18 protein-coding genes and 1 pseudogene are annotated in these 21,803 nt (G+C 43.6%); 5 read left to right on the top strand and 14 right to left on the bottom strand.

Annotated elements, in window-relative coordinates:
- Both ACFSVM_RS08325 and ACFSVM_RS08320 read right to left on the bottom strand, forming a co-directional pair.
- Positions 1 to 653 (bottom strand): annotated as a pseudogene (locus ACFSVM_RS08325) (hypothetical protein); the annotation flags it as partial.
- A 53-nt stretch (positions 654 to 706) separates the two neighbouring features.
- Positions 707 to 1,042 (bottom strand): hypothetical protein, encoded by a 336-nt coding sequence (locus tag ACFSVM_RS08320; protein WP_090722546.1) that lies wholly within the window; start codon positions 1,040 to 1,042, stop codon positions 707 to 709.
- A 363-nt stretch (positions 1,043 to 1,405) separates the two neighbouring features.
- On the opposite strand from ACFSVM_RS08320, the gene ACFSVM_RS08315 reads away from it, so the two are divergent.
- Entirely contained in the window at positions 1,406 to 2,194 is a 789-nt protein-coding gene (locus tag ACFSVM_RS08315; protein WP_379261376.1) for a glucose 1-dehydrogenase, read from the top strand.
- A 156-nt stretch (positions 2,195 to 2,350) separates the two neighbouring features.
- Here ACFSVM_RS08315 and ACFSVM_RS08310 read toward each other — a convergent pair whose 3' ends face one another.
- From ACFSVM_RS08310 to ACFSVM_RS08280, 7 genes are all read right to left on the bottom strand, one after another.
- Positions 2,351 to 4,336 carry an FUSC family protein gene (locus ACFSVM_RS08310; RefSeq protein ID WP_379261374.1) on the bottom strand — a complete coding sequence of 662 codons (1,986 nt, stop codon included), beginning with the start codon at positions 4,334 to 4,336 and terminating at the stop codon, positions 2,351 to 2,353.
- Positions 4,337 to 4,357: 21 nt separating this feature from the next.
- Positions 4,358 to 4,804: a MarR family winged helix-turn-helix transcriptional regulator gene (locus tag ACFSVM_RS08305; protein WP_379261372.1), complete on the bottom strand. Its 447-nt coding sequence runs from the start codon at positions 4,802 to 4,804 to the stop codon at positions 4,358 to 4,360.
- A 201-nt stretch (positions 4,805 to 5,005) separates the two neighbouring features.
- Entirely contained in the window at positions 5,006 to 5,875 is an 870-nt protein-coding gene (locus ACFSVM_RS08300; RefSeq protein ID WP_076310850.1) for a CheR family methyltransferase, read from the bottom strand.
- Positions 5,876 to 5,887: 12 nt separating this feature from the next.
- Entirely contained in the window at positions 5,888 to 9,532 is a 3,645-nt protein-coding gene (locus ACFSVM_RS08295) for a response regulator (RefSeq protein ID WP_379261370.1), read from the bottom strand.
- Between the two features lie 361 nt (positions 9,533 to 9,893).
- Positions 9,894 to 10,292 carry an NUDIX hydrolase gene (locus ACFSVM_RS08290; protein WP_379261368.1) on the bottom strand — a complete coding sequence of 133 codons (399 nt, stop codon included), beginning with the start codon at positions 10,290 to 10,292 and terminating at the stop codon, positions 9,894 to 9,896.
- Positions 10,293 to 11,114, bottom strand: a complete 822-nt coding sequence (locus tag ACFSVM_RS08285; protein ID WP_379261367.1) for a sugar phosphate isomerase/epimerase family protein — start codon at positions 11,112 to 11,114, stop codon at positions 10,293 to 10,295.
- Between the two features lie 76 nt (positions 11,115 to 11,190).
- Complete coding sequence (locus ACFSVM_RS08280) at positions 11,191 to 11,634, bottom strand: CBS domain-containing protein (protein ID WP_076310853.1); 444 nt, start codon at positions 11,632 to 11,634, stop codon at positions 11,191 to 11,193.
- A 372-nt stretch (positions 11,635 to 12,006) separates the two neighbouring features.
- Between ACFSVM_RS08280 and ACFSVM_RS08275 the strand changes: the two genes are divergently transcribed.
- Both ACFSVM_RS08275 and ACFSVM_RS08270 read left to right on the top strand, forming a co-directional pair.
- Positions 12,007 to 12,528 (top strand): DUF2243 domain-containing protein, encoded by a 522-nt coding sequence (locus tag ACFSVM_RS08275; protein ID WP_379261365.1) that lies wholly within the window; start codon positions 12,007 to 12,009, stop codon positions 12,526 to 12,528.
- Positions 12,515 to 13,321 (top strand): cytochrome c oxidase assembly protein, encoded by an 807-nt coding sequence (locus ACFSVM_RS08270; RefSeq protein WP_379261363.1) that lies wholly within the window; start codon positions 12,515 to 12,517, stop codon positions 13,319 to 13,321. Before ACFSVM_RS08275 ends, ACFSVM_RS08270 begins: the two co-directional genes overlap by 14 nt.
- A 38-nt stretch (positions 13,322 to 13,359) precedes the next feature.
- Here ACFSVM_RS08270 and ACFSVM_RS08265 read toward each other — a convergent pair whose 3' ends face one another.
- Both ACFSVM_RS08265 and ACFSVM_RS08260 read right to left on the bottom strand, forming a co-directional pair.
- Positions 13,360 to 14,454 carry a threonine aldolase family protein gene (locus tag ACFSVM_RS08265; RefSeq protein WP_379261361.1) on the bottom strand — a complete coding sequence of 365 codons (1,095 nt, stop codon included), beginning with the start codon at positions 14,452 to 14,454 and terminating at the stop codon, positions 13,360 to 13,362.
- 373 nt (positions 14,455 to 14,827) lie between these two features.
- Positions 14,828 to 15,337, bottom strand: a complete 510-nt coding sequence (locus ACFSVM_RS08260) for a GNAT family N-acetyltransferase (RefSeq protein WP_379261359.1) — start codon at positions 15,335 to 15,337, stop codon at positions 14,828 to 14,830.
- 120 nt (positions 15,338 to 15,457) lie between these two features.
- Here ACFSVM_RS08260 and ACFSVM_RS08255 point away from each other — a divergent pair, with 120 nt between their 5' ends.
- Positions 15,458 to 16,312, top strand: coding sequence for a LysR family transcriptional regulator (locus ACFSVM_RS08255; protein WP_379261357.1), 855 nt, complete (start codon positions 15,458 to 15,460; stop codon positions 16,310 to 16,312).
- Positions 16,313 to 16,373: 61 nt separating this feature from the next.
- Here the strand turns inward: ACFSVM_RS08255 and ACFSVM_RS08250 are convergent, their stop codons facing one another.
- Positions 16,374 to 18,584, bottom strand: a complete 2,211-nt coding sequence (locus ACFSVM_RS08250) for a stalk domain-containing protein (RefSeq protein WP_379261355.1) — start codon at positions 18,582 to 18,584, stop codon at positions 16,374 to 16,376.
- 240 nt (positions 18,585 to 18,824) lie between these two features.
- Here ACFSVM_RS08250 and ACFSVM_RS08245 point away from each other — a divergent pair, with 240 nt between their 5' ends.
- The gene (locus tag ACFSVM_RS08245; RefSeq protein ID WP_379261353.1) at positions 18,825 to 20,015 is read left to right on the top strand and encodes an FtsW/RodA/SpoVE family cell cycle protein; all 1,191 of its coding nucleotides are present in this window, start codon (positions 18,825 to 18,827) and stop codon (positions 20,013 to 20,015) included.
- Positions 20,016 to 20,077: 62 nt separating this feature from the next.
- Here the strand turns inward: ACFSVM_RS08245 and ACFSVM_RS08240 are convergent, their stop codons facing one another.
- Together ACFSVM_RS08240 and ACFSVM_RS08235 are read right to left on the bottom strand one after the other, a co-directional pair.
- Complete coding sequence (locus ACFSVM_RS08240) at positions 20,078 to 20,269, bottom strand: hypothetical protein (protein WP_076310860.1); 192 nt, start codon at positions 20,267 to 20,269, stop codon at positions 20,078 to 20,080.
- Between the two features lie 113 nt (positions 20,270 to 20,382).
- A complete protein-coding gene (locus tag ACFSVM_RS08235; protein ID WP_379262933.1) occupies positions 20,383 to 21,771 on the bottom strand; it encodes an MATE family efflux transporter in 1,389 nt (462 codons plus the stop codon).
- Between the last annotated feature and the right edge of the window lie 32 nt (positions 21,772 to 21,803).

The raw sequence follows: 21,803 nt of genomic DNA, 5'->3' as shown, positions 1-21,803 counted from the left end.
GCTCCCGCATCTCCCGTTGCTCCTTCCGGACCGGTTGCTCCCGTCGGTCCTGTCGCCCCCGCATCCCCGGTTGCTCCTGTCGGACCCGTTGCCCCGACTGCTCCGGCCTCACCGGTTGCTCCCGTTGGACCCGTTGTACCGACTGCTCCCGCATCCCCGGTAGCTCCTGTCGGACCCGTTGCACCAGTTGAACCACCCGGCGGCCCTTCTGGCCCTGTAATTCCTGTTGCTCCTGTCGCACCGGCTTCACCGGTTGGCCCTGTTGCCCCTGTTGCCCCTGTAGCTCCGATCCCTCCAGAGTTTGCTCCAAGGAGTTCAGATGAGACAATCCGATGGGCTGCTGCCAAATTTCCAGCGGCGTCTTTGCCCCATACAGATAACTCAATTAAATCCTCTGCAAGACCGCTTGTAAGAAATTCGAATTCAAATCCATCCAGGTTAGCGAAATAGGTTCTGTTAATCACACCATTAGGTCCAATACTTAATGAATCGAGTACATATAATGTTCGAGCACCGTCCAACACATATCCCTGAACCGTTACAGTTCCGCTATTGATGGTATCCCGGTTTTCAATGGATATCGTTACCTGCTGTGTCAGTCTGACTCCATTTACCGCATTATTCTCAATAGGTCCCGTTGAGTAATTAGCCATATTACCAATCTCCCTCAATTATGAAGTGCTTTGTTAGTTACAACACTCACTTCTTACAATTCTGAAGATACTAATCGATGCGCGCTTACAATATGACCTGCTCCATCTTTTCCCCACACGGATACTTCAATCGCATCATGATCTTCAACCGACACTTTAAACTCATAACCGTCGACATTGGCTATATAATCGTTTGTAAATACTGCATTTGGATTGAGATTGAAGAGCTGTTCCACGTAAATTGTTCTTACTTGATCCAGTACATATCCTTGTATTAAGATCGAAGCATTTTGTGTCAGTGATCTATTTATCATTTTAACTGTAACCATTTGGACCGGCCGAAGGCCGTTTACCGCACTATTCAAAATAGGGCCCGTCGTGACAACCAATTATTGTTCCCTCCTTCATACCTGACCAATCCCAATAGATTAAGAACCATCTTTCTCAACATATGATGTCGGTGCTCAATGAATGTCATAAAACTTGTCGAATTAACCATTAATTTGGATCCTATTCGAACATTTCATCTACATATGTTTAAGTTTTGTCTCCTGGGTGAACATAATAGAGTGTGCTGTTGTTTAGAGGACATTGAATAGAGCTTTGTTTATTGTCAAGTGAATTATTTGTGATATATGATTACTAATGAATTTCGCTTGCAAACGCTATTATCATCTACATGAATCAATTCAACTTACTGATTTACATAGATGAGCATTCCGTATAATTAACTTAACAAAGGAGAATGGAGCATGAATAAACGTTTTGATTCAAAAGTTGTATTGATTACTGGAGCAGGCTCCGGATTAGGACAAGCCGCAGCGCTTCAGATCGCTAAGGAAGGCGCCAAGCTGTCACTGGTTGACCTCAATCAAACCGCACTTGAAGAAACCAAGAAATTGATTCTTGAAGCCGCACCCGAAACAGAGCTCCTTCTTCTTACTGCCGATGTATCCGATGAGCAAGCGGTACAGAAATATGTAGATGATACAGTACAAAAATTTGGCCGCATAGACGGTTTCTATAACAATGCTGGGATCGAAGGTACTCAGGCTCCTACAGCAGAATACAACAGCAAAGTGTTTGACAAAGTCATCGACATCAACCTTAAAGGTGTCTTCTATGGTATGAAATATGTACTTCCTATAATGAAAGAGCAGCAGTCCGGCGCTATCGTGAACGTAGCATCAGTCGGCGGGATTCGCGGAGTTCTGAATCAGGCAGCTTATGTTGCAAGTAAACATGCCGTGTCCGGTATGACAAAAAATGCAGCAATCGAGTACGGTCAGTACAACTTGAGCATCAATGCCATCGCTCCAGGTGCCATCATGACTGCAATGGTCGTTGGTTCTTTGAAGCAGATTGGCGGGGAAGACGGTTGGGAAGAAGCAGGCAAGGAATTTGTCAGCGTCAATCCGAAAAGACGTTTCGGTAAACCAGAAGAAGTAGGCCGTCTCGTCGCCTTCCTTCTGTCCGGAGAATCCGAATTTATTAACGGTGCCGTTATTCCTATTGACGGTGGACAGTCGAACCAATACTAATCCATCTTCAAAACGATACTTGGACCCCTGCCTGGGGTCCTTTTCTATTAGTTGAGTTCAATCTGATCCCTCCATCTCCACACAATCAACACAAAGAGGCGGATCCCTATAATAAGGGATTCGCCTCTTTATCTGTGCTTCAATCTATAATTCGACCTAACTTGTCGCCTTCTCCCCTATACGCAGGGAATGCTGGAGCTGTACTAGATCCTCATATATCGCTGGGAACTTGGAGAGCCAAGGGATATTTATTTCTACTGGATCTTTCTTATCCTTAATGGATTGAGTGAGCATATCAAAATAACGCCGAAACTCTAGCCTATCCTCATCGGATATCGCTTCGGTTTCATTTTTGTTTGCTGCTGCCAGCAGAACATATCCCAGATGCAGGCAGTCTGCAACAGCCGGCCACAGCACGGCGATCCGGCCGCTTTTTTTAATAGACTCCGCAAAAGCATCATCGTAGACCATTCTTAATTGAATCAATGCATTACGCAGATCATGCTCTAGTTTCTGCTTATCATGAACTGGATCTTCATTTAGTATTGCAAGCAGTAATTCTCCTTCTTTTTGAACTGCATGGGACATCGTCTCTGGCAGTTTCCTGGAGGCCCTTGTTCTCCAGAGCAGCAATGAACCCACAATAGCGATAATACTTCCGATGATAATATCTACAATACGGGCCGATATAAAGTATTCTGCGGTCAAAGCAGGCTGAATGGTTGTGCCGATCAGCAGCGTGCTTGGTGTCAGGAATAATACAGCCAGTGCATAGTTTCTTCCGTAGATAAGCTCAACAACGAATTGAAAGATCATTAGAGTTAGTGGTATGACTATACCAAGCGGTTCATACCACAGCACAGCAGCTCCAATTAATATTCCGATGATTGTCCCAGCTGAACGCTGCAGACCTCGATATACTGTGCCGATATAGGTGCCTCCTGCCATAACAGCTGCACTAGACAAGGGAACCCAATAAGAGCGATCGAAATGAAAACCATAGGCGATGGCCGCTGCAACGAGCAGCACCAGTCCATATCGAAGTGAAGTGTACAGAATCGTTGAATCTGGTCTGAATGCGTTACGCAGCAAATCAAGGATCGAAGGCTTCGAATTAACCACTGTAACACCATCTCCAGCCGGTGTATCAACTTCTCTCGTTAACATAGCATACGCCGCTTCAATTTGAAGATGCAGATTTCGTAACGAACCCTCAAATTCATCTTTCAGAGAATAGTTCGTACGAACACTAGCATCTCTTGTATGGATGGCATGGCTTAGCCTTTGCAACGCTTGCGCCAGCTCGTCCTCAGCCGCATTTTTGCTCTCCAAGGAGACATCGATGATCGATATAAATATCTCGCTCGCTTGCAGATTTAATCTCTTTAATTTTTCTAAATACTGATGATTTCGCGAGCCAATCACTTTACCATTCGTTAAGGTGCGTTCCGCCTGCTTCATAAGTGAGGCACTCTGATGCTGAAGATCCGTGAATTGCTCTGTCCCGATAGCGGATAGCAGCTTGGATAAGCTCTGATATACAGCAGAGACTGATTTATTCTCAGGACCATAAGGGACGATCAAATAACCGAACATCCCCACAATCCAAGCAAACAGCCCGCCTAGCAGTACACACATTATATTTAGCGGCAATGCACCTGGATCATGTGGCATGGACGTTCCGACAGAATAAGCAAGGACAAAAAACATCCCCCCTGGACCCGTTATTTGAAACAGATTGAATATAAAGACAGATAGTGCGCCTACAACTCCGAACATGAAGACCATTAATGGCACATTGTAGGAGCTTAAGGCGCCTAGCGTTAGAGCAGCGGTCAAGCCAAGTGCAACCCAAAACAAACGGACCGCACGCTGAGCATAGGTTTCATTCGACACATACAAAAAAGTAAAGCCGCCGATGGATGCCAATATTCCAAGACTCGGATTTCCACTCAGAAACCCTAATATGGAAGGTATACCTACACTTATAGCGGATCCAATTCCTCGAAACCAATTTAAAGGAATGGGCTTGATTGCAAATGCTTCTCTATACTTCCTTTCCGCCGGAATGCTATGTTGTACACGGCGTCTGTCGGTGGATTTTATATATTTGCTATTTTTATGATTTTTGTAATTATCCATACTTGTTACCTCGATTTCCAACTAAAAATGTATTGCATGAGTGGCTGCATTATCTTCTATCCTGCACAGCACTTTGTTGAATACAGCTAGCTCATCTTGGGGTATTCCTTCAAGAACCTTGTTGAATACCTGTTCCAGATGTTCATATACCTCATTTCTTAATTTCACGCCTTGCTTAGTAATGTAAATGAGATAGGAGCGCCGATCCTCCTCGTTTGTCTTACGAACAATCAGTTCTTCCCTTTCCAGTATGTCCAAAATTTTAGCGAGCGTTGCCGGATCTTTATCTGATATCGCGGCTAACTCTTTTTGCGTAATACCCTCATGCTCGAACACTCTCTTAACTACAGTCCATTGCTCAGGAGTTATCGAATAGCTTCTTAAATATCCAGTTAGAAACCGCAGCACCGTTCGGCTAGTTCTTGTTATCGCATATCCATACTTCTCTTCATTTCCTAATGCTCTCATCCATCTGCCTCCATAATTGTTATACAAATTATATGTATACGAATCAATTTTATCCCTCTGGTTGTGCTTTTTCAAGTTTTTTCTGAAAATTACTTGTTGAACGAATCAATTTCATCATACCCAGGAGTCCTGAAATTGATGTCTCCACACAAAAAAAGAACCCGCAAATTCAGCAGGTTCTTCAGTAATATAGGTTCCTGTTCATTGGATCTTTCGAAACAGCTTCTCACGCTTGTCAATCGTTTCATACTTGCGGCTATGACTGTTAAACAGCATCGATTCCTTATCTCCCAGTACAAGAAATCCAAGCATAGCTAGACTATCATGCAGGAGATGATGTACCCGATTCTGCAGCTCCCGATTGAAATAAATCAGTACGTTTCGGCAGAATACCACATTAAATTCATTGAACGATTGGTCCGTGACCAAATTATGCCTAGCAAATACAATGTTCTTCAACAGAGATGAATTAAAAATAACAGAGTCCTTGCGTGCCATGTAATAATCTGAGAAATCTCTTGTACCGCCTGAACGAATATAATTATAAGTGTTCACTTTCATATTTCTCAAGGGATATATGCCCATCTGTGCCTTTTCAAGTGCATCTTCATCAATATCGGTTGCATAAATTCTGGCTCTGTCGTATAAGCCTTCTTCCTGAAGCAGGATCGCCATCGACAATACCTCTTCGCCAGTTGAGCAGCCTGCATGCCAGATTCGAATATGGGGATATGTCCGTAAATACGGGATAACATTCTTACGAAAAGAATAAAACATATCCGGGTCACGGAACATCTCCGTCACGCCAACGACAAAATAACGAAGCAGCTTCTGCATCCGATCAGGGTAATGGAGTACTTGAGGGATTAGAGCCGAGATCGACTCTTCACCTATGGACTGCATTCCGTGCCTGATTCTCCTATATATCGAATCATAAGCATAGTTGCGAAAATCATAGCCATACATTCGATAAACCGCCTGGAGAAGCAGCTCTACTTCTATTTTCTCAAGCTCCTTATCTTGACCTGACAGAGGCGCAAGCTGCGTATATTCTCCATGATCAGAAATGATCCTCAGCCTCCTTTACGTATAAAGCCACACCTTCAATAAAGAAAGCAATTTCTCAACATCAATCGGCTTACTAATATAGTCAGATGCACCCGCTTCAATACATAGCTGCCGGTCCTCTTTCATCGCTTTTGCTGTCAAGGCAATAATTGGAGTTTTCTCAAAGCGACTGTTACCACGTATTGCTCTCATCGTCTGGTAGCCGTCCATTTCCGGCATCATAATATCCATCAGAATCAGATCAAATTCAGGATCCTCGGCAAGAACATCCATCGCCTCTCGCCCATTTTCCGCAAAAGTCACATTCAATCCATACGATTCCAATATACTTACAAGTGAAAAAATGTTGCGTATGTCGTCTTCAACGAGAAGAATTCGTTTCCCATCAAAATCGGTCTGATTGCTGTACAGCTTCTTCAGTATATTGCGGCGATCTTCCGGCAGATTTGCTTCGACACGATGCAGAAACAATGCTGTTTCATCGAATAGTCTTTCCTGAGATTTAACGTTCTTAATTATAATGCTCTCCGCATACTTTTTGAGCTCGATTTCTTCCTTCATGGTCAGTTCTTTTCCCGTATAAATAATGATGGGCAGCTGCTTCAAATGATCGTTCTGCCGTATACGGTCAAGCAGTTCAAATCCGGATATGCCGGCTAACCCTAGATCCATGACCATACAGTCAAATCGTTCTTTTTCAAGTTCCCGTAGAGCCTCTTCACCCGTAGATACATCGGTGATCAGCACATCGTCATGACCAATCAGCTCTACCATACTATTTCTTAGAACAACATCATCTTCAACAATAAGCAGTCGTTTCAGGTCACGATTAATGAAGGATTCAATATTTAACAGGGCATTTTCAATCTGAACCTTGTTAGCTGGCTTCTTCAGATATGCGATGGCTCCCATCGTTAGTCCCATCTGTTGTTCGTTCGCTGCAGAGACCACGTGCACTGGAATATGGCGCAATTCCGGATGCTGCTTCAGCCGCTCAAGAACAGTCCATCCATCAATGATAGGAAGCTGAATATCCAATATGATGGCATCTGGTTTATAAGCATGTGCAAGTGCAAGACCATGATCCCCTTGTAAAGCGACGACTCCTTTAAATCTCCGCGATCGAGCCATGTCCAGTATGATTCCAGCAAAATTCACGTCATCTTCTATGATGAGCAGAACGCGATCCCCGGCTTCTATGCTTAACCGATCATCCAATAGGTCCATTTCGGGAGAGCTGACCGAATTCGGTGAATCTGGGTGCGTGATAACGGCAGTAGAATCGTTCAGCTGCTCCACAGCGGGTGGAGGTTCCTCCCCTGCGACAGCAGCCTCATTTATCATCTCGATATCTGAATCATGCTTGTATTCTGGTATGAATAGTGTAAAGGTGCTGCCTACGCCTTCCTCACTGTCAAACTCAATACGTCCGCCAATTAATCCTGCAAGCTCGCGGCTGATCGTCAGCCCAAGTCCAGTTCCACCATATTTTCGGCTTGTTGTTCCATCGGCCTGCTGGAATGCATCGAATATGATCTCTTTTTTGTCAAGTGGGATGCCAATCCCGGTGTCAGCAACGGTGAAGGCAATCCAATGCTCCACTTCGCCTTCATTGAAAGGACATCTTCGTTCTTCTTTATGGACGCTCAGCGTGACTTGACCCTCACTTGTAAATTTAAAGGCGTTGGACAAGAGATTCTTCAAAATTTGCTGTAATCGATGAACATCCGTATAAATGTATTCAGGCAGAGGTGCATCTGAAACAATATTAAACTCAATTCCTTTGTTTAAAGCGATAGGATGAAAGCTTCCCCGAAGGCTGTCTGTAATATCCACAAGCAGCACATCATCCATCTCGACTTTCATTTGCCCTGCTTCTACCTTGGATAGATCCAGGATGTCATCTATCAGCCGAAGGAGATCATTACCCGAGGAATGAATAGTCTCGGCAAATTCAACTTGCTTCGCATTTAGATTCCCGTCTTTGTTATCCATCAGAATCTGAGAGAGAATTAATAAGCTGTTAAGCGGTGTTCTCAGTTCATGGGACATATTCGCCAGGAATTCCGATTTATATTTAGATGCAATTAACAGATCAGATGCCTGCTTCTCCAATACATAATTTTGTTTCTCGATCTGCTCGTTAATTTCTTCAATCTTTCGCAAATGACTTTCCACTTGCTCTGTTCTCACAGACAGATCCAAATTGATCTGCTCAAGGTCTTGCTGCTGACGCTGCAAACGTTCCTCCGATTGACGAAGCGCTTGATTGGATGCCCTCATCTCGTCCTGCTGGGCGATAAGCTCTTCAGATTGTGTTTTTAATTCTTCGGTTTGAGACTGGAGCTCTTCAGACAACGCCTGAGATTCCGCCAGCAATCGCTGGACCTCCATTTGCGCCAGGACATTATTAATTGCGATCCCGATCATGCTTCGTGTCTGCTCCACTAATTGAATATGCTCAGGCGTAAATTTCTTCAACGAAGCAAGCTCAATTACACCCTCGACTTCATTTTCAAATTCAACCGAGAAGATCATAATATGACGAGGAGAAGATTCGCCGAGACCTGTCGAAATTTTCACATGTCCTTCGGGGACAGATTCAAGAAGAATCATTTGCTCCTGAAGTGCTGCTTGACCCACGAGCCCTTCACCTATGAGAAAATATTCGGTTCCTACACCATTTCCAGAAGAAGCAAATGAAGCCGTCTTAACCAATTGATCTTGCTTACGTATATAAAACACCGCATAGGAGGCATCTAACAAGGAGGCGAGTTTCATTATGAATGCTTCTGTAAGCTTGGATACTTCAACTACACCTTGATACGATACGGCAACCTCACGGATGCTGGTCTGCAGCCAGTCATTCTTCTCATACGTTTCAATAAGTCTGTTGGTGACTTCACCTAGTTCCCTGATTTCATCATGCGTGCGAACAGTAATACGTCTTGTGCGCTGCTTGCCTTCATCCGAAGCCATATCCGAAATGGCAGAGCTGACCTGCTTGATGGTTCCCACTATATTTCTTGAAATGATGTATGCAACGATAATAGACAGGAGGATAACAAGGATAATAACGGTATACATCACATTTCTGAAATCCGCATTTTGCTGGTCAAGTAACTCGACTCGTTCATCCGTTAATGCTTTTTCTGTCGCTCTAAAGTCGTTGAACTGGGCTCTCATCCGATCCATCAGCTGTTTGCCAATATCCTTTGTGAAATAGACTGCTATTTCTTGATCCCTATTCTCCCGCTTCAGACCAATGACATACTCACCGGCATTCTCAAGCCATTGTTCAATATTGATCTTAATCTCATCAAGACGCTGGGTCTGAATTGAATTATTGGATACCAGATCATACAAGAGATTGTAATCGGCTTCCCAATTCGATTTGGCTTCATTATAAGGTACCAGGTAACGATCATCACCAGCGATAACAAACCCTCTCTGACCGGTTTCCATATCGAGCATATGCTTCTCGATCTGGTTCGTCAGATTATGTACCTCAATTTCATGATTCGCAATAAAATTGAGCTCCTGCTCCATGGACGTGATCCGGCTGCCAAGGATAAATATCGCTGCTCCCAGGCAGACGATAATGATGAAATATCCGATGATGATCTTGGTACGAATCGTAAGCCTCATTTTTTCAAACATTGATCTCTCCTCCTGAACATTTTTCCTAAAAAGCGAGGCTGTTGATTCATGATTATCGGTACAAATAAATGCTTCGAGCTGCCGTCTCTCATTAAAAAAAGAATCCACAGGTACGGCTCGGATTCTTCATCGAAAGCGTTCTCTTCATGCTAAAATATAGAACCATATCGTTTAACACGAGAATCCAATGAATTCCAGTTTGAATGGCGTCTATTGCTTAGTTTACGTGAAGTGAAAACACTTGTCTATACGGATTATTTAAGTAAAAAAACACAGTGAAGCTCTATAGCTGCACTGTGTCTTGATATTAATTAAAGCATTCTTTTAATTGCAAGTCATCTAACCTATACGAGAATGAAGTCTACTTCAACAAATTCTCGCTATGAAGCTGGTCAAAAATAAGCTGTGTTACTGCTGACACTTGTTCTCGATCAGCATAATTCAACCATTTCAGCTCCTCGATCTCGGATTCAGGACTTAGGACTCCTTCGTAATCAGCCATGTAGCAGGTCATCATCACTTGAACCCCTTCCGATTTGCCATGTGCCGGGGCCTCGAACGTACCGTATAATTGAATCCGCTCCTTAAGAATATCGACAGATAATTCTTCTTGGATCTCACGAATCAATGTTTCTTCATCTGACTCGCCAGGCTCTCTTTTGCCGCCCGGCAAATAATACGTATCCTTGCCTTTACTGCGAGCACCTAGAATTTGTCCGTTAAGCAAGTGAATCCATGCGATCTTATCTATTGTTGTCATTTACTTGAACACCTTTCCAAATCCGCTGCGGGAGCGGGCTAATAAGTCATCCCAAGTTCCTTCCGGCTGTTTCGGAGACAAAATCTCTTGGGATACAACACCATGATATCCGATTTGGGCCAAGCTGCTCAAGTAGCCGGAGAGATCGATGACACCTTCTCCAGGATAAGCCCGGTCATTATCAAGCAGTTGTTCTATCGGGAGGTCATAGGCATCATTTATGTGCACATGAACGATTTGGTTCTCTTTGAGACGAAGCAGATCATTCGGAGTTAAGCCTGTTGTATGACAATGATAAAAATCAACCAGCAATCCCACATTAGACAGGCCAATTGCGTCGATCATCTCCAGCGTCTCATCTGCGGTCCAAATATAAGGATGCTTCCATGCGGTTCTTAGGTGATGCGGCCCCACAAATTCTAGACCAAGACGTATGCCATAGACCCCTAGTACTTCAGCACAGGATCTTAACCGTGTAATGCTTCTGGCCATAAATGAAGCCGCTTTCTCATCGGTGGACGGTAATATATATGTAGTACAAGCCTTACAGCCAAGCTGTTCCGCACGAGCTGCGGATAGGGCAAGACCCTCTAATCCTTGCTTAAACTGTTCATCCGTGCCTCGCCATTCTACGTCCAGTCCGATAGATCCAATAATCATGCCCTGTTCCTTGAGAAGCTGCTGTGCACTTTCCAGTCCTATTGTATCGACGAGCTGCTTGGCATCCAGATCAACGGCTTCAAAACCATATTCTGCCGCTTTTTGTATGAACAAGACGTCATCAATTGCACCAATACCTGCTTTTGTCAGCCCTTTTTTCACGTTCACTTCACCCTTTCTGGCTTGGATACGAAGAAGATAAAGATTTCTTATTTCTATCCTACATCATATTCCATAACTACAAAAGAGATTGAAAGGAATGGCGAATGACATCGCCTCTGCTGATGATCCCTGCAAGAACGCCATTGCGGTGGACTGGGAGCTTTTTGATCTGTTTTTTACCGAGAATCGAGGCAATGATCTCAATATCCTCATTCCAGGATACGGTTATCACTTTCTTCTTACATATGGACATCACATTCAGTTTCATAATTTGTTTGACTCGATCTTCATACTCCTCATAATTCAAATTAACAGCGTATGTATATATAAACATATCATCCTTCTTCCCTATATAACGCATAATGTCTCCGTCACTGATGTAGCCGACAATTTCATTGCGTTCATTAACTACCGGAAGACCACTAATCCGATGATCGATAAATCTCTGAATAACCTGTTCAACATTGTCACTTTCTTTCACTTTATAGACGGGACTAATCATAATTTCATGCGCCTTCATTCTCCAACCTCCTAATTAAGCATCATGTTCATATCCTAATCATCTGAAACGTTATTATTCTTATTCTTTATTCTATACTCTTGTTACAAAAAATGCGTAATGGTTCACACTTGAATTATTGAATCCGATAAAATTATTTTAACACTTCATTTTTTCTTATATCAATTGAATGTAAGTAAAGTGATCGTATTTCATTTTATGTAAAGTATCTAAGTAAGCTAAATGTTTTCCTATTATGAAATTTTCATATGTTGAAATTATAATAATAGATAGATTGCATCGTTCTTATCGATTGCTTTGAATGGAGTAAGTTTACATATGATTTTTCTGGTAAAACTTAATTCATATCTGTTTCTCAAGGAGGTACTGCTCATGCACAATCAAAGCCGGCCGGAATCGAAGACAAAACGTAACCCTGGCTCAGTCGGAGCGCAGGGTCGTCTGCCATCATTAAACCTATGGTCTGGTATTTTATTTGGTCTAGGACTTGTTAGCTTCATAGATGAAACCGTTTTTCATCAGCTGCTTCATTGGCATCATTTCTATGATAAATCAACGACCTCCATTGGACTTATATCCGACGGTATATTTCACGCCTTCAGCTGGTTTGCTACGATCGGAGGTTTATTTATGCTTGCTCATCTGCTGAGAACGGACGCTTTGCATAAGAAACGCTGGTGGGGCGGTGTTCTATTGGGCGGTGGTCTGTTTCAATTATATGATGGTACGATCCAGCATAAGATCATGCTGCTTCATCAGATCAGGTATGTTGAGAATGTACTCGTCTACGACATCATCTGGAACCTGTTTGCCATAGTGCTAGTCATTGTTGGAGTAATGCTGATTATTCAAACTAAACATACAGGAGCAGCTTCAGCCTATGCCGATTCATAATCACATTTCTTCAGCCCAGTCTTCTCTTCCTCTATATTTGTTTGCTCTGCCTCTCATCACAGTGATGATTATATATATGATTGCGGCTATTGTGTCCAGCCAAAAGCTGCGAACATGGAAGATACACCGGACTCTCTTCTGGCTGCTAGGTATTGCATGTGCGCTCGCCGCAGTCTTCGGACCTCTAGCTAATGCGGCTCATCACGATTTTCGATATCACATGCTTAGCCACTTGCTGATTGGAATGCTCGCTCCCGTCCTGCTTGTATTTGCAGCTCCGATGACCCTTATACTGCGTACAATTCCTGTTCGGCAGGGCCGGAGATTCATTTCCTTTCTCAACCGACCTGTGATCCGAATTATCAGTCATCCTATTTCAGCGTCACTCATTAACCTCGGAAGTATGTGGCTTCTGTATATGACCAGTATCTATTCACTAATGCACGTTCACTTCTGGCTGCACTGGTTCGTCCATGTTCATATGCTTCTAGCGGGATTCCTGTTTACATGCTCAATAATCTATGTGGATCCTGTTCCACATCGAGTCAGCTTCAGACTAAGAGCTTGTATCTTGCTGCTCTCATCGGCAGGACATAATATCCTGTCCAAGTATATTTATGCCCACCCCCCTACGGGTGTAGATATCTTACAGGCAGAAGCCGGAGCTGTGCTTATGTATTATGGAGGAGACATTGTTGATGTCATCCTCATCACGATACTTTGTTCTCAATGGTATAAATCCGTTAGCTCGAGGTCCTTCCTATCTAGGAAGAGCAGCACGCACTTGTCATAGAATGAAAATGTCATGCATGGAGCTCGTAATCTATCGCATTACTTTAACATGTTCTCCTGAAGTAATTGAATCGCCTGATATAGCCGATCCTGCGGTACTTCGCCGTAACGATCTCCTAAACTAATCTCTGTCTTGCATTCCTGGTCGTGAACTTCTCGAAGAAACGAGATTAAGCCGACTCCTGTTTGTGTATATACATCAATCAGTATGGGCGCAAGGTCACTAGCAGACATATGAAAATGAAGATGAAACATATTTGTCACGGGGACCTGTGGAACAGTTCTAACTCCAGAGCACTGATTGAACAAGCTGGCGAGCTCCTTTGCCCGGTTATAATATTCTGCCATTCGGTCAATCCGTTTATTGAAATAATAATCACTGCTCAGAATGTAAGGATATAAGCCGATCAAATCTCCGCCATGTCGTCTCTTCCATACCTTGGATACTGTAGTGAATTTTTCAGGTCCTGCTAATATCGCACCAGCAATACCGCCAATTCCTTTATAAAAAGAGACGTAAACACTGTCAAACAGCGCACATATCTCGGCTGCGGACTTTCCATAGTAAGGTGTTGTTTCGAAGAGTCTTGCACCGTCCAGGTGCAGCCGAATCCCCTGTTCTCTGCAATAGGCAGAAATTTCAACAAGCTCCTCAAACTCCGGCAGCTGACCTCCAATCTCACGCTGCGGCAATTCTAGCAGCAAACATGCCACATCTCGTCCTAACTGCTTCACATCTTGCAATCGAATCAGACGGTGTGCTTCTCCGAGAAGGACTGGCTCCAAGTGATGCAGCTCCTTGAGACCGTCTTCTTCATGTATTTCCAGATGACTAAGTGGATGATATGCGACGATCTTGCTGTCTTTCTCATCTGACCATATTCGCATCGCAATCTGCTGCGCCATCGTACCACTCGGAAAAAACACTGCCGATTCTTTGCCTAACATATCAGCCATTTTACGCTCAAAATCTTCAATCACTTTGCCTGTCCCATAGCGGTCTCCTGCCATTGTCCCGTCCACATGCTCTAATGCCTCCTTCAGCATCTGAACATTCCACTTACCATTCCCTAGAATAGGGTACTCGCTCTTGTTGTATGCTTCTGCTAATGTGATTTTGTTGTTTTGTTCCATGTGTCTCCTCCTGTGGTAGAAATACCTAATTAATAGATTATTATTTATCTAAACATATCATAAAGCAGCTAAAGATATTATGAATTTGATTTCGACTCTATTAAAAATAGTTACTAGCGTAATCCAAATCATAAGGGAGTGCATAAAATGCTATTAAATCCGGTATAGGAGGTGTGGTTAAATGAGCTACGAAGATGGACACGATAACTTCAAAATCGGAGGAATTCTTGTATTGTTCATTTTGTTGGTGATTATCGCAAAATCTTTTAAATGGTACTAATCTAGAGCTTTCAATGACAAAGAATCTTAGCTAGAAGGGTGTTCTAGCTGAGATTCTTTTTTAACAATCTGCTTGATCTAGCTGGCAGTATGGTTATTTTAACAATTTATAATAGTAATTCGTTGGATCGAGCTCCCCAGTCTCACTTCTTGCGTAGTGTGGAATTTGACCAGCGAATATATAACCATGGGATTGATACAGGAGATTGGAGGGATCTCCATCTCTCGTATCCAGAACGATTATCGTCCTCTTATCCTCCCTAGCGCTGGTTTCAGCGGCGTCTAATAACATTCTTCCGTATCCCCGCCGTCTGGCAGAAGGATGAATCATAAGCTTAGCAATCTCAGCTCTATGAAGTCCGTTCTTCTTCATACATAACTGAAGCTGTACGGATCCTACGACTTTACCATTCTCTATTAATACAAAACAACGCACATCCTCCTGTATGACGTCGTCCCAATAGACTCTAGACTCAGCCTTCGTCAAGGGTGGCAGAAATCCGATCGAAGCCCCGTCATTAACTACATCTACCAATAAGTCTGCTAACTCTTCAATATGATCTTCTACTATAGACAATTGCTTAATCATTACTTGTTCTTGCATGGATCTAACCTCCCGTTTCCTGTTTACAAAATCATAGCGCGTCCTTATTCATTTGTATAACGAATAATATGTATTATAATAATTAATATTTTGAATAATTGGAGAGCAGGTCATATTCATATGGATATCTCACAGATTGAAGCTTTACTGGCTGTATGTAAGATTCGCAATTTTACGAAAGCGGCGGAATTTCTACATATTTCACAATCTGCTGTTACGGCCAGAATCAAAGCGCTCGAAGCCACATTAGGAAAAACACTGCTCGACCGGGATAAACGAAATGTCCGTCTTACTCAAGCAGGCATCGCTTTTTTACCTTATGCGGAGAGAATGCTGCGAATTTACGAGGAGAGTAAGGTAACACTCCAAGAGGAAGTGGATCATCACCTTATTGTTAGCGGACCTGGGTCCGTATGGCACTACATATATTTGCAGAACATGCTTGATTTTAGAAAAAAACACCCAAGTATTGCTGTCAAATTTCTAAGCTATATTGACTCCAGCTATATGATTCGTGACCTGTTACTCGATGGAATCGTACAGCTCGCCCTTCGTTACGATCCGCCAGAACATCCGAAATTTACGAAGAAGTTCTTGTTTGAGGAGGAAATTATACTCGTTTCATCCAAACCGAGAGACAACTTCATCACAAGGACTGATTTCTATGATCAGAATTATTATCATATTGAATGGGGCCATCCCTTTCCAGAATGGTTCAGGGGTATCGTGGGTGATGCCTATATTCCTCCGCTTCAGACCGATCATTCGGCAATTATGCTGACCATGCTTCTGCAGGGAGGTGGATTTGGTTATCTACCTCGCGCAATAGCGGACCCCTATATTCAGACAGGACAGCTGTACGAGCTGCCCACTGAATTTACTGTTCCACCCTCCAAATTGTACGCCGTATATCTGACCGACAATCAGGATGATCCCAGGATTGAGCTGGGACTCGAGATGCTCGGTATCGAATAAAGTCAAACAGCCATCTATCCCAGGTGCTTCAGGATACATGGCTGTTTGTTAATTAGGATAACTATTCTTTTTTCTCTGGCAGTGGTGTAAAGAGCAGATTGACAGGCAAATTACTTCCTGGGGCTGCAGTCATCAGGATTTCTACTTTTTGACTATAGTTACCTGTACGGTATAATACTGCCTGCTCATTAGGTGCGCTGACCTGTCCGGCAGAATAGATCGCCGTAATATTGCCGTTGACCATGGCATATCCGGAATATTTACCTCCACGTGGATTGAAGGAGATCAGTGTATTGGCCGCTACGTTATCAAATGTCATTTTGTACAGTACACCGAAGTTACCTGTATTGGAGGCTTCAACACCAAGCATGGGGTCCATACCCGCCAGATTCGGATCGTCCTGATTATCACCTAGAGCTAAACGCTGCGCGGTATCCCCAACATACTCAGAATAACGAATGACTCGAGTCGAATTCGGGTACGTTCCTCGGTTGTGTACACCATCGCGATCGAGAACAGGCAGCTCACCAAGCACGGTAAGCGGATCAAGCTTCTCATCAATCATTACGACATTGTACTCAATCGGATAGTCGCTGTGCATATCAGAGAATAACGAGATAACATCCCCTTGCTTCATTCTCGTCTTACTCAGCTCTGTCATCACCAGCTTGCTCTCTCCCGGTTCGAGTGTCAGCATCGATCGTTTGGAGCCGTTCTGCATGGATTCAAAATAATTGTATACGGATTTCTTACCCGCTGCGGTTGCAATACCTGTCGGACCGGCAAATCCAAGATTCTCTGTCGTTATGGTTGCCTTCGTGGCGTTCTTGTTCGTCGCGACTACATACATCTTCACGTTCTTGCCGACATTGTTCACATGGTGAATCATAAAGCGGGTGTTGCCCACAGAGGTTTCCTTATACACAATACCTTCACTGTTAACGGTTTCTGGACTGTTACTACGAATGAGTGTGCTGGGCTCATCATAATATGAATAGTTAATTTTTGGAAGAGCAGGCACATTAGACCCGTCAAATGAGAACTTCTCCCCTGGAGGCAGCAGCAGCTTATTAAAGTCATCTGCAGAATACAGCGTTTCCCCAGTAACAATAATCGTCTTCTCATAAGTAGCTGTTAACCCTTTATTGTCGGTTACCGTAAGGCTGATGGTTTTGGGTCCTGGCGTGAAATGTGCATAGGCTTTATTATTCCAATCATGCTTCACAATCTGACCATCGTCGGTACTTTGATCCGTAATGGTAATGAATTCGCCCATTCGATATTCATCCTTATCCGTCGTGAACATGGCAACTGGCGGCAGATTAGGCTGGAGTACGGTTATCTTCTGGCTGTATGGATCACTCCAGGTTCCGTTCTCGTCTTGTACCGTGTATGTAATGGTGTACTCGCCTGCTTGAGCATAAATGTCCTGTCTGCCTTCCCAGCGTTCGTTAACAATCTCAAGTCCTGAAGGTGAAGTCGCTTCCGTTACATACGTAAGTGTCGTTTGGCCAGCAAAAATTTCCTTCTCCTGGATTGTGAACTTGGCAACAGGCTTAACCGACACATCCATAATGATTCGCTTGCCGACATTGTCTACCTTATAAGATATATTAAGTGCTTGAGTAATCGCAGTCAGCGGGACCATGAAGGTATTCTTCGTTTGGAAGGAGGTGCCTTTCATCGACTTTGAAACTCCATTAACCGTATACTTGCTGCTGTCCGTTTTGAAGCGCAGCTCGTTTGTTCCGCTCGTAATAATGGTTTCCTTGGTTTTCTTGTCATAAGTCACCTTATAGCCTACACGGTCCACAAGGGCACGGATCGGAACATACGATACACCTTTCTTAACTTGCATTGGCTGAGGTGCATTATATACTTGGTCGCCTTGCTCCATCTTCGTGCTGTTAAAGTGCAGTATCAGCTCATTAGCGGAAGCCGCAGGTATAGGTTCCGTCGTATCCGTATTGTCAATAACTTCTGCAGGCGGTTCAGCCACCTCACCCGTTTCCGTTTCAGTGGGTGCGTTTGGCAATGGCGATGACTCGTTTGTAACAGAACTGTTATTTTCAAGTTCTCCTTGAGTGCCTTGCTGATCAGAGATAGAAGCTTCGTTTCCAGTCTCTTGAGATGTCAGGCTCTGCTCGAGAACTTTGCTCACGTCCGATTCTGGTGGAGCATTGGTTACGGTAGATTGTGCACTAACCGGGATAGCTGAAGCGATCTGTGACAAGGCCAGGACGGTTAGCATGGATAGTTTCTTCAGTTTCATTCTTTGACTCCTTTTGTTCTATTTTTCTATTCTCCTCTAAAAATCATAGTATTAGACGCTCTGTATCGGAAAAAGTTTCTAATTTTATTCTATATAATTCTAATTTTCGCCATAATATCCTAACCCATCTAATTCACAGTGGTAAGTAAAGGTGTTAAGCTTGCACACAGGTAATTGGTAAAGATTAGATGTCTGAACTATAATTTAATAGAAGAGACAACAAATAGAGAGGAGTTAATCATGCTATCCCATCTCAAGAAAATAGACTGGACGATCGTTATCATTCTATGCTTCTTTATGGTTGCGAGCATCCTTCTCATTCACAGCGGTATTCAGTCTGATCCGATTATGGCCGGCTCTGACAAGACAATGCTGCTCTATTATATGCTTGGATTTGTCGTACTCTTTGGGACGGCATTTATTAATTACAAGCTGTTCATTAAGTATCATTGGATTCTGTTTGCGGCTGGTCTATTGCTGCTTCTCTATGTTGCCTTCTTCGGAGATGTCATTAATGGTGCCAAAGGCTGGATCAGCTTAGGACCTGTCAACGTACAGCCGGCAGAAGTGTTTAAATTCATATTGATTTTGAGTCTTGCCGCTATTGTAGCAGCCAAGCAGCGGGAGCTCTTCTTCTGGAAAGACGTTGTTCCCATTTCTCTCCTCACCTTTGTTCCCTTCGCGTTCGTTATGGTGCAGAATGATATGGGAAACGCACTCTGCTATGTCGTCATTCTGCTGGGTATTCTATGGATCGGTAATATGAAAAACACGCATACCCTGCTGATTATGTTACTTATCGCGGTGCTCGTGTATGGAGGAATCAAGTCGTATATCGGTTTTCATGATGAGATTACCAGCTTCTTGACCGATATAGACAAAGAACACTGGCTGGATCGGTTTGATGCTTGGCTTCTTCCCGATGAATCGAGCAAGGATGCCACCTACCATACCAACAATGCCAAGCTGGCTATTGCTTCGGGCGGATTATTTGGCAAGGGCTTTCTCAGCGGTGCTTACGTTCAGTCGGGCTTTGTCCCATACACCTATTCTGATTCGATTATCGTTGTAGCCGCGGAGGAGTTCGGATTTCTTGGTGTATCCGTCATTTTATTTTTGTATTTCATTATTGTTCACAGACTCATTACCATTGCGCTGGAGTGCAAGAGCAGCGAAGGTCCTGTTATCATTGTGGGAATCGTGTCCATGCTGCTCTATCAAATTTTTGAGAATATCGGGATGTTTATCGGTTTAATGCCGCTGACAGGAATTACGCTGCCTTTTCTCAGCTTCGGTGGATCATCACTGCTCATTAACATGGCTTGCATGGGAGTAGTGCTTAGCATCCGGCTATATGATGAAGAACCAGAGGAACTATTTATGAATCCTCACCCTTCTTATCTCATGGAGCAGAAGGAACGCTCACTATAAGCAACAAAAAAGGGACTCTGCCTGACGTTTCTCAGGAAGAGTCCCTTGCACTGTCCGTACTTCTACTCATCATGGTTATTCATCGTTTTTCGCACTTCTTTAAACGTCCTCGCCGCATAGATTCCTACAAACACAAGACCGATCAGCATAGGGATGAATCCGATGAATTGATCTCTCCCTGTTAATGTCATGACGAGCAGGCCCACTAGTATCAACCCGATACCTGCATATTTGTTCCATTTATTATTGCGCATTCTGTCAGCTCCACAGTTAATGATGTACATTCACTGTAATCATACCATATCTTTACGTTGATGCTCTATTCGTCACACTGTAAAATGCGGGCTACGTTGAATGCACATTTAGATTATATTGCAGGTATCGTTTCAACAGATGGAGGAGTTTCAGCTTCGTCGCTGCTCACTTCTGCCTTCTTCAAATATTTCTTTCCTCTCCATCTGTAATAAGACAGGATTCCTCTTAAATATTCGTCAGCGATCATACAGGAATAGATTCCGACCAGCCCCCATCCCATGTGAACTCCCAGTACGTAAGAGAGCCCGGTAGCTACAATCCACATTGATCCTAATGAGATATACATTGTAAACCTCGTATCTCCAATCGCATTGAGCGAGCTGCCGAGTGCCATATTGAGCATTTTCCCCGGCTGCAGGATCAGATTCATCCCGAGCAAGGAGGCCCCAATCGCAATAATAGTCTGATCATCGGTGAACAAGCCTAATATATGTCTTCCGAATACAAAGAGTATGAATGCATTGACGACAACATATATTGCCCCGATACCCAAGGCCCTGTAAGCACTGCGGTATGCTTCCTTTATTTTGCCTGCACCAAACAAATGCGCAATTTGAATTTGAGCTGCCATCGCAATCGAGGATCCGAGCAGGAAACAGAACGATTCCAGTGTGTTCATATAAGTTCTCGCTGCCAGTTCCGCAGATCCAAGCGTCGCGATAAAAGAATATAGAATAAGCTGTGTAAAGACCCAGCAGGAGGAATTGACCCCAAGCGGCCAGCCGATCTTCATAATTTCGCCGAACAAAGGTTTGTTAAATATACGGAATTCCTTCAACTGTATCTTATAATCAAAGGACCGAAGGAACATGTAGAACAGAAGTAAAACTGCCAAAAGGCGGCTTACGACCGTTGAGATCGCTACTCCAGTAAGTCCCCACTGCGGGAAACCGAAGGCCCCGAATATGAATCCATAGTTAAAGAAGACGTGTATAATATTCATCCCGATGGCAACATACATCGGCCCCTTCGTATTTCCTGTATTCCGAATCACCGTGCTCATCGTCGCCATCATTGCCACGAGCACCATACCCCCGCCTACAATCGAAATATAAGTCCCTGCGAGCGGAAGCAATCCGGCTGGTAGCTGCAGCATGGAAGAAATCTGTTCTGGAAACACATACAGAACAACGCTGCAAAGAATGCCGATCAGCGTGGTTACGCTAAAAGCCATAATACCGATAATGCGGGCATCCTGCTTCTTGCTTGATCCCAGCTTCTGAGCAATCAGAATCCCTGCCCCACTGGCAATCGTTGTAAACAAGACCGTCATTGCCTGAAACAGCTGATTAGAGAAGCCGACAACAGCGACGGCATCGTCGGAGATCCGGCTTACCATTAATGTATCGACTGCTCCGAGCAGAAACTGCAGAAACAGCTCAATAAATATGGGCCATGCGAGCACCCACAACGTAAACTTTTTGCTATCCATATCTAATATTCCAACCTCCACAACAAAATAAGCGTTTATTA

The sequence above is a fragment of the Paenibacillus shunpengii genome (assembly GCF_042684905.1).
Classification (GTDB): Bacteria; Bacillota; Bacilli; order Paenibacillales; family Paenibacillaceae; genus Paenibacillus; species Paenibacillus shunpengii.
Note: the sequence above shows the minus strand (reverse complement) of the source record. Positions and strands in the feature narration are given on the sequence as shown.